Origin of the sequence: Methylobacterium sp. ME121 (assembly GCF_000974725.1) — a bacterium.
In the GTDB taxonomy this organism is placed as follows: Bacteria; Pseudomonadota; Alphaproteobacteria; order Rhizobiales; family Beijerinckiaceae; genus Methylobacterium; species Methylobacterium radiotolerans.
In genome coordinates this window covers 1-15641 of the sequence record NZ_BBUX01000021.1, presented here as the reverse complement: position 1 = coordinate 15641, position 15641 = coordinate 1, and the positions used below count along the sequence as shown (strand labels likewise).

Below are 15641 nucleotides of genomic sequence, written 5' to 3'. Positions count from 1 at the left end.
ATCTGCCGCCGCACCGGCCTGGCCGTAAAGGGCCGCGCGCGCACGCGAGGCTTGAACCCGAGGAAAATCGTCATCGGCGGCCAGGGTGCGGGCAACCGTCGCGGGTCTCGAAGCGTTCTGCCGCCATCGACAATCACGCCTTGGGGTCAGTCATGGGTATTCTCTGGACCATCATCATCGGGTTTCTCGCCGGCGTCATCGCCAAGTTCCTCATGCCGGGCCCGAACGAGCCCGCCGGCTTCATCCTGACCACGATCCTCGGCATCGTCGGCGCCTTCGTGGCGACCTTCCTGGGCCAAGCCATCGGCTGGTACGGGCCGAACCAGGGCGCGGGCTTCATCGGCGCCATCGTGGGCGCCGTGGTCGTGCTGTTCATCTACGGCCTGATCGCCGGCCGCCGCACCACGACCTACTGACCTCTCCGGCCGGTCCGGAAACGACGAGGGGCGCCCCGAGGGGCGCCCCTTTTTCGTGGCCGCGACCGGCCGTGGATCTCAGAAATGCTCCGACGCGGCCTTCACGGCGCAGTGACCGGTGGCGCCGCGCACCGCGAGGCCGACTCCGACCACGAGGGCCAGCAGGCTCAGGAGCTTGTTCGGCCGGGGCTGCGCGGCCGCGGCGGCGATGCCGAGGCCCAGCGCGACCGAGACGGCGCGCTCCGTCGTCGACAGGTTCGGTTGCCCGCTGAAGATGTCGTGCATCATGTCGTTGGCCATGAGGGTCTCCGGTTGGGAAGTCGCGGGGGAACGCGGCATCGGGCGCCCCGTTCCCGGCCGGCGGCCGGCGCGGGCCCCTTCCCGCGACGGAACGAAAAAGGGCGCGGCCCCGGAGGACCGCGCCCGTATGAGTCACCCCGCGCCGACCGCAGCCGGCGCGGGTGCTCCCCTGCTTACTCGCCGGCCTCGCGGCGGCGCTCGCCGCGGTGGCGGCCGCCCTCGCGGGGCTCGCGCGGCTCGTCGCCGCGCTCGGCCCGCTCGGCGTCGCGCTGCGCCTTGATCTTGTCGGTGATGTCCTCGCCCGTCTGCTGGTCGACGACCTTCATGGACAGGCGGATCTTGCCGCGGTCGTCCTGACCGAGGAACTTCACCTTGACCTTGTCGCCTTCCTTGACGACGTCCTGAACCTTGGCGACCCGCTGGGCGGCGAGCTCCGAGATGTGGACCAGGCCGTCCTTCGCGCCGAAGAAGTTCACGAAGGCGCCGAACTCCATGCACTTCACGATCGTGCCGTCGTAGATCACGCCGACCTCCGGCTCCGCCACGATCGAGCGGATCCAGTTGTAGGCCGCCTTGATCGCCTTGCCGTCGGCCGAGGCGATCTTCACGACGCCGGTATCCTCGATGTTGATCTTGGCGCCGGTCTTCTCGACGATCTCGCGGATCACCTTGCCGCCGGTGCCGATCACGTCGCGGATCTTGTCCGTCGGGATCTGCATCGTCTCGATGCGCGGCGCGTACTCGCCGAGCTCCGGACGGGCCGCCGTCAGGGCCTTGGCCATCTCGGCCAGGATGTGGGCGCGGCCGTCCTTCGCCTGGGCGAGGGCGATCTTCATGATCTCCTCGGTGATGCCGGCGATCTTGATGTCCATCTGGAGCGAGGTCACGCCCTCGTCCGTGCCGGCCACCTTGAAGTCCATGTCGCCGAGGTGATCCTCGTCGCCGAGGATGTCGGACAGGACCGCGAAGCGCTCACCCTCGAGGATGAGGCCCATGGCGATGCCCGCCACCGGACGGCGCAGCGGCACGCCGGCATCCATCAGCGACAGCGAGCCGCCGCAGACCGAGGCCATCGAGGACGAGCCGTTGGACTCGGTGATCTCCGACACGACGCGGATCGTGTAGGGGAACTCGTGGGCCGGCGGCAGGACCGGACGGATCGCCCGCCAGGCGAGCTTGCCGTGGCCGATCTCGCGACGGCCCGGCGAGCCCATCCGGCCGGTCTCACCGACGCTGTAGGGAGGGAAGTTGTAGTGAAGCAGGAAGCGCTCCTTGTAGGTGCCTTCCAGCGCGTCGATGAACTGCTCGTCCTCGCCGGTGCCCAGCGTCGCCACGACCAGCGCCTGGGTCTCGCCGCGGGTGAACAGGGCCGAGCCGTGGGCGCGGGGCAGAACGCCGACCTCGGAGAGGATCGAGCGGACCGTCTTCACGTCGCGGCCGTCGATGCGGGCGCCGCTGTCGAGGATGTTCCAGCGGACCACCTTCGACTGGGCCTCCTTGAAGGCGGCCTTGACCTTCTCGGCCGGGAACTTCTCGGCACCCTCGGGGCAGAGGGCGGCCATCACCTTCGCCTTCACGGCGTCGACGGCGGCGTAGCGCTCCTGCTTGACGGTCTTGGTGTAGGCGGCGCGGAGCTCGGCTTCGCAGACCTCCAGCACCGCCTTCTCGACGTCGGCGTTCTCGGGGGCCTTGAAGTCGCGCGGCTCCTTGGCGGCCTTCTCGGCGAGGCGGATGATCGCCTCGATCACCGGCTGGAAGTGCTTGTGGCCGAACATCACGGCGCCGAGCATCACGTCCTCGGAGAGCTCCTTGGCCTCCGACTCGACCATCAGCACCGCGTCCTGCGTGCCGGCGACGACGAGGTCGAGGCTGGACTCTTCCTTGGTCTCGGTGACCAGCGGGTTCAGCCGGTAGCCGCCGTTGATGTAGCCGACGCGGGCGCCGCCGATCGGGCCCATGAACGGCACGCCCGAGAGGGTCAGGGCCGCGGAGGCCGCGACCATCGCGACGATGTCGGGATCGTTCTCGAGATCGTGGGTCAGAACGGTGACGACGACCTGCGTGTCGTTGCGCCAGCCCTCGATGAAGAGCGGGCGGATCGGGCGGTCGATCAGGCGGGAGACCAGGGTCTCCTTCTCGGAGGGACGGCCCTCGCGCTTGAAGTAGCCGCCCGGGATGCGGCCGGCGGCGTAGGCGCGCTCCTGGTAGTTCACGGTGAGCGGCATGAAGTCGATGCCGGGCTTCGGCTCCTTGGCGGCGACCACGGTCGCGAGCACCGAGGTCTCACCGTAGGTGGCGATGACGGCGCCGTCGGCCTGGCGGGCGACCTTGCCGGTCTCCAGGACGAGCTTGCGGTCGCCCCACATCAGCTCTTCGCGTTGAACGTCGAACATTCTCAATCTCTTCCTTGCCTGCGGCGGGCCCAAGCCCGGCGCCGCCCGGGGGCAAGACGGCGAGACACTGCGCCTGAGAACTCTCGGCGAAGTGTCTCGCGATCCTGCCCCGACGCTGGCGCCTCGAAGCGGCCCGTTTGCCGGGAGGCCGGACCCATTCCGACAGCCCGCGATGGTGAAACGCGGCCCCGGGCCGGGCCCGGAACCGCGCGGAGTGCGCCTTAGCGGCGGATGCCGAGACGCTCGATGAGGGCGCGGTAGCGGGCCTCGTCCTTGCGCTTGACGTAGTCGAGCAGCGAGCGGCGCTGCGAGACCAGCTTCAGGAGGCCGCGGCGGGAATGGTTGTCCTTGCCGTGGGTCTTGAAGTGGCCGGTCAGGTTGGTGATCCGCTCGGTGAGGATCGCCACCTGGACCTCGGGGGAGCCGGTGTCCTTGGCGTCCTTGCGGTGTTCCTTGATGAGCGCGGTCTTGCGCTCTGCCGTGATCGACATCGCGTGCCTCTCGGGTTGTGCTGGTCGGATGCGGCGCCCCCAACGGGCGCGCGCGGGCTCGGCGTTCGGCCGGTGCCGGGATGTCGTCCAGCACGGTCACAGCGCCAAGCGGCTCAAGCCCCGCCCGGAAACCCGGGTCGAGGCCGCGCGATCCATACACGAAACCGACGGTTATGCCAGTCCCGAGCCGGGCGAGCCGCGGCGGCTGCGCGTCGCGGCGGTCCGGCCTCGCCCCGAGTCGCCCGAAAGAACGGTTAACGCCCCCGTGCTACCCGGAGCCGCTCACGCGACGCGGCCCGGCGATGAACGGCACCTTCTCGGATGCGTGCGGCGTCGTCGTCGCGACGCTGCTCGGCGTCCCCCTCGTTCTCCTCCCGGGCTACGCCCTGGGCAGGCTGACCGGCATCCTCGGATTCCGCGCGCTCGTGTCCGGCGACCGCCTCCTGTGCGGGGCGCTCCTCGGAGTCGGGCTCCTGCCGGCCCTCGACAGCCTTCTGATCGAGGCGGCCGGCGTCCCGGCCGCGGCGCTCGCCGCCGGCGCCGCGGGGCTCGTCGCGCTGCGTCCGGCCCTGCGCGACCTGCGGGATTCCCGCGACCGGGCGGCGCTGGCCCTCGCGCTGCTCTGGCTCGGCGTCGTGGCCTACGCGCTGATCGACGTCGACACCGGCACCGCCCTCTACCGGCCCGTGACGGTCATCGACCTCGTCAAGCACGCCGCCCTCACGCGCGCGATCGTCGAGCACGGATTGCCGCCGGTGGACCCGTTCTTCGCCCGGCCCGAGCGGGCGGGCTACTATTACGGCTTCTACACCCTCACTGCCCTGGTCGACTGGGCGGGCGGCCGGCTGGTCGACGGCCGGACCGCCTTCGCGGGCCTGGCCTTCTGGACCGGCCTCGCGCTCCTCGGCCTGCTCGACCGGCTCCTCGCCGCGACCGGCCTCGTCGCGGACGCCGCCCCCCGGCTCGTGCGCCGCGCGGTGCTCCTGCTGCTGCCGGCCGGAAGCCTCGACATCCTGCTGGTCGTCGCGGACCGGGCCACCTCCGGGACGTGGCTGCCGATCCCGGAATGGCTGAACGAGCAGGTCCTCAACTGGCCCGCCTCGCTGGTCTGGGTGCCGCACCACGTCGCCGGCGCCCTGGCCGGGTGGCTCGGTCTCCTGGCCCTGGCGGAGGTCGCGGACCGGACGCGACCGGACCGGCGCGCGGAGGCGGCGGCGGTCGGCGTCGCGGGACTGGCCTTCGCGGCCTGTGCGGGCCTGTCCGTCTGGGTCTGCCTCGGCACGGCGGGCGCCGCGGGGATCTGGCTGACGCTGCTCGGCCTGGAGCGCCGCTGGCGCGCCGCGGCCCGGCTGGCGGCTGCCGGCCTGCTCAGCGCCGCGCTGGCCGCCCCCTACCTCCTCAGCGTGCTGGCCAACCGGACCGACGGCGGCGCGCCGATCCGGTTCTCGATCCGGCGATTCGGGCCGCTCGACGGCCTCGTCGACGAGCCGGCCCTGAGCGCGCTCCGCCTGGTCCTCCTGCCGCTGAACTACTACGCGGCCCTGGGCGTCTGCGCCGCCGGTGCGCTGCTGTTCTGGCGCCTCGTGCCCCGCCGCGAGGCCCACGGCCGCGAGGCCGGGCGGCTGCTCACCCTCTGCGCGGCGGCCAGCCTGCTCCTCGGCGGCGTCCTGCGCTCGGCGATCCTCAACAACGACCTCGGCGCGCGCGTGGTCCTGCTCGCGCAGGTCGCGACCCTGGTCTGGACCGTGGTGGCCCTGACCCGCCTCAGCGAGGCGCGGCGGCTCCGGTTCCCCAGCCTCCTCGCCGCGCTGCTCGCCCTCGGTTACGCGACGACCCTCTACGGCTTCGTCGGCATGCGCGCCTATACGGCCTCCGACCGGCCCGCCTTCGCCCGCCTCGCCGGCCGTCCCGACATCGACCGGGCGCTGCGCGCGGCCTACGCCTGGGCCGGCACGCACCTGCCCCGGGACTTGGTGCTGCAGCAATCGCCCGTGCCGCGGCGGGTGTTCGATTTCGGGCTCTACGGCCTCCAGCCGACGGGGGTGGCCGACGCGGAGGCCCGGCTGTTCGGCGCCCCGCCGGAGGCCGTGGCGTCGCGGCTCGCCGACGTCGCGCCGATCTTCCGCGACCGCCTGGACGGCGCGGAGGTGCGGCGGCGCGCCGAGGCGGCCGGGATCGGCGCCCTGGTCGTCACCGCGCAGGACGCGCCCTGGAGCGGCCCGGATTCCTGGGTCTGGCGCAGCCAAGCGGTCTACGCCGATCCGCTCGTCCGGATCCTGCGGGTCGAGGATCTCCATGACTGAAGCCGGTCCTAGGGCACCCGCCCACCCGCGCGCCGCGCAGGCCCTGCGCTGGCTCTGCGCCCAGGCGCTGCTGCAGGCCGGCGCCGTCCTCCTCGGCTTCGGCTGCTTCGTGCTGCTGTTCCAGACGGATCTCTGGTCCGGGGTGACGATCCTGTTCTACCGCGGCCTGATCCTGCTCGCGGTCGCCTTCCTGCTGACGCTGTCGGTCACGGCGGCCCTGGCCGGGCTCGGCCGGTCCTGGGGGCTGCGCCGGCGGGACGCCCTCGGCGCCTGCGTCCTGTCGCTGTCCCTGAACCTGAGCGCCTTCGTGATCCTGCCGGTGACGGTCGACCGCTCGATCAGCGTGTTCCTGCTCGGCCAGATGGCCGCCCATCCCGGGGAGCGCTTCACCCCGGAGCGGGCGCGGGCGGTGTTCGAGCGGGTCTATCTCGGCGAGTTCCGGCAGATGGAGCGGCGCCTGACCGAGCAGCAGGCCTCCGGCAACGTCGCGCGGGCGGGTGACGGCTACGTCATCACCCCGCAGGGCAGCGCCTTCATCCGCTTCTGCAGCCTCGTCGCCCGGGCGTTCCGGACCGACACCCGGATGATCGGCGCGGCCGCCGCACCGCCCCCGCCGGGCGCGGTCGATCCGGGAGCGCCCGACGGGGGCGGTGCGGTGCGGCGGTAGGCGGTACCGTTTCGGGCGCCGAGCGGTGCGGCAGCGGCCGGGACGGTTTCCCGGAGGCCGCCGTCCGGGCATGGAATATGCCGGGTGACGATCCGGGCGAGGGGAACGGACGCGATGGCGGAGTCCGCGGTGACCACGGGTGAGCGGGCGGGTGCGGGGGCAGGGCGCGACCTCGCCCGGAGCCTCACCGCGCCGGGCCTCGTCGCCATCGGCCTCGGCGCCACGATCGGCGCCGGCATCTTCGTGCTCACCGGAACGGCGGCGGCGCAGTACGCGGGCCCGGCGCTCAACCTCTCCTTCGTGATCGGCGGCATCGCCTGCGGCCTCGTGGGCCTGTGCTACGCCGAGCTGGCCGCCATGATCCCGGAGCCGGGATCCACCTACACCTACACCCGCGCGAGCCTCGGGCGGTTTCCCGCCTGGATCATCGGCTGGGACCTCGTCCTCGAATTCGCCGTGGCGGCGGCGACCGTGGCGGTGGGCTGGTCGGGCTACGCGCAGTCCCTCGCGGCGGAGTTCGGCCTGCATCTGCCGCGGGCCCTGGCCGGGGCGCCCGGCGACGGCGGCCTCGTCAACCTCCCGGCGGCCGGGATCGTGCTGCTGCTCAGCGCCCTGCTGATGCGCGCCACCGAGGAGGCCTCCCTGGTCAACGGGCTGCTGGTCGCCTGCAAGGTCGCGATCATCCTGGCCTTCGTGGGCGTCGGCGTGGCCCATCTCCGGCCGGACCTCTGGCACCCGTTCGTGCCGGAGAATGCCGGGACCTTCGGCGCCTACGGCTGGAGCGGCGTGTTCCGCGGCGCCGCGGTGGTGTTCTTCGCCTTCGTGGGCTTCGAGACCGTGGCGACGGCCGCGGGCGAGTGCCGGGCACCGCAGCGCGACGCGCCGGTGGGCCTGATCGGGTCCCTGCTGATCACCACGATCCTGTACGTCGCCGTGGCGGCCGTCCTCACCGGCCTCGTGCCCTACCGCGACCTCGACGTCGCCGACCCGGTGGCCAAGGCGGTCGACGTGATCGGCCTGCCGGGCTTCTCGACGATCATCAAGGCCGGCGCCCTGATCGGCCTGACCACCTCGGCGCTGACAGCCCTCTACGGGCAGAGCCGGATCTTCTTCGCCATCGCCCGCGACGGGCTCCTCCCGGGGATCTTCTGCCGGGTCCATCCGGTGACGCGGGTGCCCGTGGCGAGCCAGCTGGTGATCGGGCTGTTCACGGCGGCCGTGGCGGGGCTCGTGCCCATCGACGTCCTGGGCGAGATCGTCAGCATCGGCACGCTCCTGGCGTTCTGCCTCGTCTGCGCGACGGTGCTGATCCTGCGCCGGACCGATCCGGACCGGGCGCGCCCGTTCCGCGTGCCGGCGGTGACGCTCACGGCGGGGTTCGGGATCCTGTCCTGCCTCGCGCTGATGGCGTCGCTCCCGGCCGACACCTGGATCCGCCTCGCGGTCTGGCTGGCGATCGGCCTCGCGATCTACGCCGGCTACGGCCGGCGGCACGGTCGGCTCAGCTGATCAGGTTGATGGTGGCCTGCGCGAGCGTCTTGATCGAGGCCGAGGCGCTCAGGCTCAGCTCGTAGTTCCGGACCACCCGCTGCAGGTCGGCCGATTCGACCGCGCTGTTCACGTTCGGCAGGCGGACATAGCCGCTCGGGTCGGCCCCGGGACTGGTCGGGTCGTAGCGGGTGCGGAAGCCGGTGGTGTCGCGGGCGATCCGACCGACCGGGTCGCGGGGGCTGTCCGCCGCCACGGGGGCGAACACCGCGATCTTGCGGGCGTAGGGGGCCCCACCCGGGGTGGTCGGGACCGAATCGGCGTTGGCGAGGTTCTCGGAGATCGCGCGGATCCGTCCGCTCTGCACCTGCCGGCCGGCGGCCAGGGCGGCGGAGGCCGAGTGGAGGGCGCTGGTGTCCGGCATGCGCGGGCCCTGTCGACGGCGACGATCTGACCGAGTCCTCGCCGAACAGCCTTAACCGGGGGTTAAGAGGGCCGCGCGGACAGGCTCAGCGCGTCCCGGAGATCCTGGCCATCGGTGAGGCGCAGGCCGCGGCGGCGGAGCGCGGAGAGCAGCGCGCGGTCGGGGAACGGACAGTACGGCAGAACCGGCGCGGTCCGCCCCTCCGGCAGCGCCCCGGTCCGGGCGACCTCGTCGAGGAGCCGGTCGAGCATCGCGCGCCCGTGGGCGTGGAGCGCCACCGAGGCCCGGGTCGCGGTCGTGCCCTCGGGCAGCGGTACGGCCTCCTGGGCGAGGATCGCGCCGGTGTCGATCGTGGCGGCCAGCCGGTGCAGGGTCATGCCGAACTGCCCGGGCCCGTCGGCCAGGGCATGGATCGTCGGCACAGGGCCCCGGTGGCGCGGCAGCAGGCCGGGATGCCCGTTGACGCCGCCGAGCCGCGCCAGGCCGATGATCTCGGGCTTCAGGATCTGATCGAAATGGTAGGTGAGGATCAGGTCCGGTGCCGCGTCCCGCAATGCCCGCGCGACGTCCGGGCCGTTGACGTCGTCGACCGTCAGGGTCGGGATGCCCAGGCGGCGGCACAGGGTCCTGAGCGGCGTCGCCTCCGGCGCGTCGCCGCTTCCGGACGCCGCCTGGGTCAGGGGCGCCAGGGGCCGCAGCAGGTCCGGCAGGCCGAAATTGACCGCGAGGTAGGGCAGGATCCCGGTGCCCGAGCGCGCGAGGTGCCGCCGGATCTGCCCCGTCAGACCGCCGCTCGACGGCCGCTCGGCGTTGGAGAGCCCCACCAGCGCGATGTCGGCCCGCAGATCGGCGACGAGCCGGCGCACCGCGCGGGCGTTCGGCAGCGCCTCCAGGACGAACAGCGCGATCCGGGGCCGCGCCATCAGCGCCGCTTCCGCCGCTGGAACCGGAAGGCGTAGAGGCCGGCCTTGCGGACGTTCTCGGGCAGGAGCAGCACGGTGCGGGCGAGCGCCGTGAGGATGAACGGGAAGGCGATCACGTCGCGGTTGGCCGCGATGCCCTTGGCGATCCGCACGGCCGCCTCCTCGGCGCTGATCTCCAGCGGCCGCCAGCCCTTGAGCTCGCCGCCCATCGGCGTCTTCACGTAGCCCGGGGTGACGACGTTGACCTTCACGCCCCGGGGCGCGACCTTCTGGCGCAGGGCGAGGCCGTGGGCGACCAGGGCCGCCTTGGCGCCGCTGTAGGCCGGCGCGTCCTGGAGCGGCGCGTAGGCCGCGAGCGACGACAGCAGCACGATCTGACCGCGCCCGCGCTGGAGCATCAGCGTCAGGGTGGGCAGCATCACGTTGAGCGTGCCGGTGTAGTTGATGTCGGCGGTCTCGAAGGCCACGTCCTCGGCCTCCACCTGCCCCTCCTGATTGCCGCCGTTCACCGCCGCGTTGGCGATGACGAGGTCGAGGGGGGCCTCGGCATCCGACCGGTGCACCAGCGCCACGGTGGCGGCCCGGTCGCGGGTGTCGAGGCGGGCGGTCTCGACGGTCGCGCCGCCGGCGCGGCAGTCGCGGGCGACGATCTCCAGCCGCTCGGCGTTGCGGCCGACCAGGATGAGGCTGGTGCCGGATTGCGCGTAGTGGCGCGCCAGCGCGGCGCCGATGCCGCTCGACGCGCCGGTGATCAGGATACGGGGCATGGGGCGGGTTACGCCGCCGCGCGGGGAAAGATCAAGGCCGGGAAAGGCTCACCGGCGGTGAAACGCGCTTCAAAGGCCGCCGAACGGCGACGGTCCCGGAGTCCGGCGAGTCCGGTCAGTAGACCGGCGCGAGCTCGCCGTCGCGCTCGGCCACCTCGCTGACCGCCCGCGCCGCCGCCAGCATCGCGTCGGGCAGGGCCGCCTCCATCCGCGGCACCGAGCCGGCCACCGCGCGGTCGATCGCCTCCTTGGAGAAGAAGCCGCCGTTGACCTGGGTCCGGTGCAGGACCACGCGGCGGAAATCCGCCATCAGGTCCATCTCCGGCGGCGTCGGATTCTTCCAGAAGCTGTCGAGATCGCCCTGATGGGTCAGGCCGGCCATGTTGTAGATCGCGGTGCCGACCGCGTGGGTCGGGCAGCCCATCTCGAGGGACAGCATCCCCACCGTGGAGTTGACGATCACCACGCCGCGGGCGCCCTTGATCAGGGCCGGGAGGTCGCCGCCGTCGATAAAGTCGAGCCGGTCGCTGACGCCGTGGCGCCGGGCCGAGGCGCGGGCGAACTTGCGCCAGTTGATCAGGCCGCTGTCGAGCGGGTGCAGCTTCACCAGCAGCCGGGTCGGTGCCGACGAGCCGTCCGCGAAGGACTTGATCACCCGGTCCATGAAGCCCTCGACGCCGAGGAACGGCGAGTGGACCCGGATCTGGTAGTCGCTGTCGAGCTGCAGCGGCAGCAGGAAGTAGTCGCAGCCGACCGCGCGGTAGATCTCGTCGCAGCGGGCCGCCTCGCGGCGGGTATGGGCGCGGCGCGCGAACTTCTTGATCCAGCCGGCATACTCGGCCGCGATATGGGTCGGCCGGTGGCTGCGGAAATGCGGGAAGAGGTAGGGGAACAGCACGTTGGCGAGGTTGTAGCCGACGTCCCAGACGCTGCGGCGGGCCATGTCGCCCGTGGAGGGCATCGCCCGGCCGGGCTGCGGCAGGCGCCGCGCCAGGGCCCGGATCTCGGCGGCCGTCCGGGGAAGCGACGAGAAGCCGTTCACGCCGCCCAGCTCGCAGGTGATCCAGTTCGGGCGGATATAGCCCTCCTCGAACACGTGCACCCGCAGGCCGCGGTACTCGGCGATCATGCGGGCCGCCTTGTGGAACGGCCGGCAATCGCCGAACAGCACGATGTCGGTCACGCTCTCGCGGTCCAGATAGGCCTCGAGATACTCGCCCCAGGCCTCGCGGCGGCCGCGGTAATTGTCGGCCTCGCCGCTCCAGAACAGCCAGTCGCCGGGGCAGAGATTGATGCGCCGGACGCTGTGTCCCCGCGCGCGCAGCGCCTTTCCGAGATCGGAGAAGAACGGCGTCGCGATGCCCTGCAGGAAGAGGAAGGTCGCGGGGCGGTCGCGGAGGGCGTCGGGGGCGGGCTGTTGCATTCCGCGGCGCTTCTGTCCTTGACCCTGGGCCGGATGAACCGCACCGGCGAGAGACTCTTGAGGTGGCACGGTGCCCGGCGGCCCCGCAATCCGAAGCCACGCCGCGGCATGGCATTTCCGCGCCAGCGTGGCCCGTCTGCAACGGTCCCGCGCCTGCGGCTCAGCCTCCGGATTAGGCGGGCAATCGCGGCGACGATATGTCCAAATCCTTTCCAGGACGTGGCGACGGCGACGCGCGCTCAGGTTGTCTCCGCGTTGCATCACCATCCCATGCCGACGAAAATGCGCTACAGGCAGCTTCCGCACCTCGACCCGACCGGAGCCGGACGCACCGACCATGCCCGCTGACCCGACCCCGTCGCTCTACGCGACCGGCCGCACGATCCGCCGCCTGCGGGCGGAGATCGAGGCCGCGACGGGCCTCGCCTTCGGTCCGGCACGCCCCGGCGCCGTCGGCGCGGCCTGGGGCGCGGGCAGCCTCGCGGGGCGCCTGCTGGCGCTGACGGGGCGGCGCCGGCTCGTGGTCGCGCCCGGGCCGGTCCTGAGCCCCTACGACTCGCCGGAGACCGGCTTCGCGTCCCTCCGGATCAGCCTCGACGGCGCGCCCCTGGGCGGGGAGGGCGGCGTCCACTACCTCGATCCCTGGAGCCGGGCGCCGATCGACCGCGCGGCCTGCGCCGAGCGGGTGGCGTGGCTCGCCGCGCGCTTCGCCGAGAACGACCGGCGGGTGATCTATGTCGGGATGTCGCGCTGGAAGCGGCCCGCCCTCGACGTCCTGGGCGCCGGGCCCGCCGGCCGGCCGATCCACACCATGACCACCGAGGCCGCGATCGCCGCGGGGCAGCGCCACGGCGGCCGCATCCTGGCCTGGGCGACGCGGGCACCGGGCCAGCTCGAGGAGGCCTGCACGCGGGCCGGCCTGCCGCTGGCCCGGGTCGAGGACGGGTTCCTGCGCTCCGTGGGGCTCGGCGCCAGCCTGCAGCCCGGCGCCTCCATCGTGGTGGACGACCTCGGCATCTACTACGACCCGCGGCGGGAGAGCCGCCTGCAGCGGCTGCTCGCCGAGGCCGACTTCACCCCGGACCTCGTCGCCCGGGCGCGGCGCCTGCGCGAGGAGGTCGTGGCGCGTCGGCTCAGCAAGTACAATGTCGGCCTCGACGCCGCCGCGCTCGACTGGCCGCCGGGCCGGCGGATCGTGCTCGTGCCCGGCCAGGTCGAGGACGACGCCTCGGTGCGCCACGGCTCGCCGCTGGTCCGCTCGAACCGGGCGCTGCTGGAAGCGGCGCGGCGGCGCAACCCGGACGCGTTCCTGCTCTACAAACCGCATCCCGACGTGGAGGCCGGGTTCCGTCCCGGCATCATCCCGGAGGCGGAGGCCCTGACTCTTGCCGACCGGATCGTGGGCGGCATCAGCATCGTCGACCTCCTCGACCGGGTGCATCACGTCGAGACCATGACGTCGCTGGCCGGGTTCGAGGCCCTGATCCGCGGCCTCACCGTGGCGACCCACGGCCGGCCGTTCTACTCCGGCTGGGGCCTGTCGGAGGATCTCGCGCCGGGGGCCGACCGCGGCCGCCGGCTGAGCCTCGACGAGCTGGTGGCCGGCGCCATGATCCTCTACGCGCGCTACCTCGACCCGGTGGCGATGAAGCCGTGCACCCCGGAGCAGCTCCTCGACCGCCTCAGCGCGGCCCGGGCGGCGGCGCCGCGCAACGCCCTCTCCCTCGGCCGGACGGCCCATCTGGTGATGCGCGCCCGCTACGGCCTCCTCAATCCCGTCGTGCGGGCCCTGCGCAGCCGGCGCGGCGTCGGCCGCGAGGCCGGCGGCGGGCCGCGCTAGGGCGGCGCTAGGGCGGCGCGCGCGGCGCGAATCCCGTTCCGCGAGACCCTGATGTGACACCAAAGCGATAGCGCGCGCTGCTAGAGTCCGCCCGCAGCCGCCCGTCCCCGGGGCCGATTCCGATCGTTCTGGATCAGGAACGGCCCGTAACGCCTTGCTCCCGCGCGCTGTTTCCCGCCGGACCGGATCCCGGCGGCGAGCAGGCCCGCCCCACGCCGAGTGTCCGTGTCTTGACGACGTTCCTCATCGCCACCGGTCTCGCGCTCGCCGCGTGCCTCGCCCTGGAGGTGTTCGCGGGCGACTCGATCGCGCGGGCGAGCCTCGCGCCGCGGGATCTCGGCCTGCGGTTGCTCGGCTACCTGCTGATCCTGCTGTTCTGGTTCGAGTTCTCCTGGCGGCCCTGGCTCGCCGGGCTGACCTGCGTGATCACCGTGGCGATCCTGATCGTCGTCAGCCGCGCGAAGCGCTCGGTGATCGGCGAGCCGCTGCTGTTCAGCGATTTCGCCCTGCTGCCCCAGGTGCCGCGGCATCCGCAGCTCTACTACATCCCGCCCCTGTGGGACCCGCGCATCTCCGTGCCGGTCCTGCTCACCCTGGCGGTCACCGCGCTGTGGTACTGGATCGAGCCGAGCGTGCTGCCCGTCGCGACCCTGCCGCGGGTGCTGTGCCTGCTCGGCCTCCCGCTCGCGCTCTGGCTGCTGGTCCGGGCGGCCCCGCGCCCGCCGCTCGCCCGGCTGATCGCCCGCTGGTTCCCCGAGCCCGATCTGGAGGCGGATGTCACCCGGGTCGGCCTCCCGGCGAGCCTCCTGGGCTACACCGCCCGGGCGATGGCCGGCGGCGTGCCGGTGCCGGCGGCGCCGGCGCTGCCGGAGGGCCCGGGCGACGACGTCGTCGTGGTGATCCAGCTCGAATCCTTCGTAGATCCGGAGCGGCTCGGCGGCCCGAAACTGCCGGCGATGGACCTGTTCCGCACCCGGGCCGCGCAGTACGGGCGCCTGCGGGTGCCGGCGCACGGCGCCTACACGATGCGCAGCGAGCACGCGGTGCTCACCGGCCGACCGTCCGAGAGCCTCGGCTTCGGCCGCTTCGACCCCTACACGTCCCGCAGCGGCGACGAGCCGACGAGCCTCGCCCGGTTGGCCGGGGGACGGGGCTACGGGACCCTGTTCCTGCACCCGTTCCACCGCGACTTCTTCCGGCGGGCGCGCGTGATGGAGGCCTTCGGCTTCGCCGATCTCGTGATGGGGGAGGCCTTCGCGGAGGCGCCGCGCGTCGGGCCCTATGTCGGGGACGTCGCCCTCGGCTCGCGCCTCCTCGCGGAAGTGCGGGCCCGCCGCGCGCCCCTGTTCCTGTTCTGCGTGACCATGGAGAACCACGGTCCCTGGAAGCCGGGGCGGCTGCCGGGGATCGACGACCCGCAGGCGCAGTATCTCCATCACGTCGCCCATACCGGGCAGATGGTCGAGGATCTCGTCGCCGGCCTGGACGCCATCGCCCGCGAGCGGGGCCAGACCATCACGCTCTGCGTGTTCGGCGACCACGCACCGTCGCTGCCGAGTTGCAAACCCGGTTTCGGCGGGCGGACCACCGAGTACGCCCTGTTCCGGTTCGGCCGCCCGCACGAGGCCCCGCAGCGCGCCGACATCGCCGCCGACGAGCTCGGGCGGGCGCTGCGTGCGAGTCTCGCGACCGCGCCCGCGGACATCGCCGCGGGGACATGATAAGGTTAAGCTTGCGCGTCACCAGCGTGGCCGTGCCACGCTGGTGACGCATTGCCCGCGGATAGCGCGACCGGCCACGCGACGGCCGCCGCTCCGGCGCGGCCGTTAAAGCGATCGCAGCGTTTGGCGGTCAAACTGGGTGTCCCGGCCCGGGCCAGCGATGGCGCGGGCTCGGCGAGGAGAAATCTTTGTGATGCTGCGTAAGACGGCGTGCACCGCCCTGATGGCCGCCCTGGCGGCTGGATCTGCCGGCGGTTGCACGTACCTGCCCGCGGCGGGTCCGACGGCGAGCGCGATCCAGGCCGGATCCGAGGTCGCCACGGCCGACGGAGGCCTGCTCGCCCGCTACGAGATCATCGACGTCACTCCCTCCGTGGTCGAGGCCCTGCGCGGCCGGCCGCTGGACAGCCTGCTCGCCTCCTTCGGCGACCACCGCCCCTCCTCCGAGCCGGTCATCGGCATCGGCGACATGGTCTCGGTCTCCG

General features: G+C 72.9%; 13 protein-coding genes and 1 pseudogene. 7 read left to right on the top strand and 7 right to left on the bottom strand.

Translation table 11 applies throughout. From position 1 onward, the window contains the following. The first annotated feature begins 152 nt into the window (after positions 1–152). Positions 153–416, top strand: a complete 264-nt coding sequence (locus tag ME121_RS15250) for a GlsB/YeaQ/YmgE family stress response membrane protein (RefSeq protein WP_012317940.1) — start codon at positions 153–155, stop codon at positions 414–416. Between the two features lie 78 nt (positions 417–494). Here the strand turns inward: ME121_RS15250 and ME121_RS15245 are convergent, their stop codons facing one another. From ME121_RS15245 to rpsO, 3 genes are all read right to left on the bottom strand, one after another. Then, a complete protein-coding gene (locus ME121_RS15245) occupies positions 495–716 on the bottom strand; it encodes a YgaP-like transmembrane domain (RefSeq protein ID WP_012317941.1) in 222 nt (73 codons plus the stop codon). 173 nt (positions 717–889) lie between these two features. Further along, complete coding sequence (pnp, locus tag ME121_RS15240; RefSeq protein ID WP_012317942.1) at positions 890–3109, bottom strand: polyribonucleotide nucleotidyltransferase; 2220 nt, start codon at positions 3107–3109, stop codon at positions 890–892. Positions 3110–3330: 221 nt separating this feature from the next. Continuing rightward, the gene (rpsO, locus tag ME121_RS15235) at positions 3331–3600 is read right to left on the bottom strand and encodes a 30S ribosomal protein S15 (RefSeq protein ID WP_012317943.1); all 270 of its coding nucleotides are present in this window, start codon (positions 3598–3600) and stop codon (positions 3331–3333) included. Positions 3601–3902: 302 nt separating this feature from the next. On the opposite strand from rpsO, the gene ME121_RS15230 reads away from it, so the two are divergent. From ME121_RS15230 to ME121_RS15220, 3 genes are all read left to right on the top strand, one after another. Next, complete coding sequence (locus ME121_RS15230; RefSeq protein ID WP_059409126.1) at positions 3903–5903, top strand: hypothetical protein; 2001 nt, start codon at positions 3903–3905, stop codon at positions 5901–5903. Further along, positions 5896–6570: a hypothetical protein gene (locus tag ME121_RS15225; protein ID WP_059409125.1), complete on the top strand. Its 675-nt coding sequence runs from the start codon at positions 5896–5898 to the stop codon at positions 6568–6570. The genes ME121_RS15230 and ME121_RS15225 overlap by 8 nt, the downstream gene beginning before the upstream one ends. A 114-nt stretch (positions 6571–6684) precedes the next feature. Beyond that, complete coding sequence (locus ME121_RS15220; RefSeq protein ID WP_059409124.1) at positions 6685–8079, top strand: amino acid permease; 1395 nt, start codon at positions 6685–6687, stop codon at positions 8077–8079. On the opposite strand, the gene ME121_RS15215 is transcribed toward ME121_RS15220, so the two are convergent. The 4 genes from ME121_RS15215 to ME121_RS15200 form a co-directional block, all read right to left on the bottom strand. Then, positions 8072–8482, bottom strand: a complete 411-nt coding sequence (locus ME121_RS15215) for a flagellar basal body rod protein FlgC (protein WP_012317947.1) — start codon at positions 8480–8482, stop codon at positions 8072–8074. The two genes, ME121_RS15220 and ME121_RS15215, sit on opposite strands and share 8 nt — an antisense overlap. Before the next feature lie 62 nt (positions 8483–8544). After that, complete coding sequence (locus ME121_RS15210) at positions 8545–9405, bottom strand: formyltransferase family protein (protein ID WP_012317948.1); 861 nt, start codon at positions 9403–9405, stop codon at positions 8545–8547. Next, positions 9405–10172, bottom strand: coding sequence for an SDR family NAD(P)-dependent oxidoreductase (locus ME121_RS15205; protein WP_012317949.1), 768 nt, complete (start codon positions 10170–10172; stop codon positions 9405–9407). Before ME121_RS15205 ends, ME121_RS15210 begins: the two co-directional genes overlap by 1 nt. A gap of 115 nt (positions 10173–10287) precedes the next feature. After that, positions 10288–11595: a capsule polysaccharide biogenesis protein gene (locus tag ME121_RS15200; protein ID WP_012317950.1), complete on the bottom strand. Its 1308-nt coding sequence runs from the start codon at positions 11593–11595 to the stop codon at positions 10288–10290. A gap of 337 nt (positions 11596–11932) precedes the next feature. On the opposite strand from ME121_RS15200, the gene ME121_RS15195 reads away from it, so the two are divergent. The 3 genes and pseudogenes from ME121_RS15195 to ME121_RS15185 form a co-directional block, all read left to right on the top strand. Continuing rightward, positions 11933–13435, top strand: coding sequence for a capsular polysaccharide export protein, LipB/KpsS family (locus ME121_RS15195; RefSeq protein ID WP_059409123.1), 1503 nt, complete (start codon positions 11933–11935; stop codon positions 13433–13435). Between the two features lie 230 nt (positions 13436–13665). After that, positions 13666–15156, top strand: a complete 1491-nt coding sequence (locus tag ME121_RS15190) for an LTA synthase family protein (protein ID WP_059409122.1) — start codon at positions 13666–13668, stop codon at positions 15154–15156. 193 nt (positions 15157–15349) lie between these two features. After that, positions 15350–15641, top strand: a pseudogene (locus ME121_RS15185) (polysaccharide biosynthesis/export family protein); the annotation flags it as partial.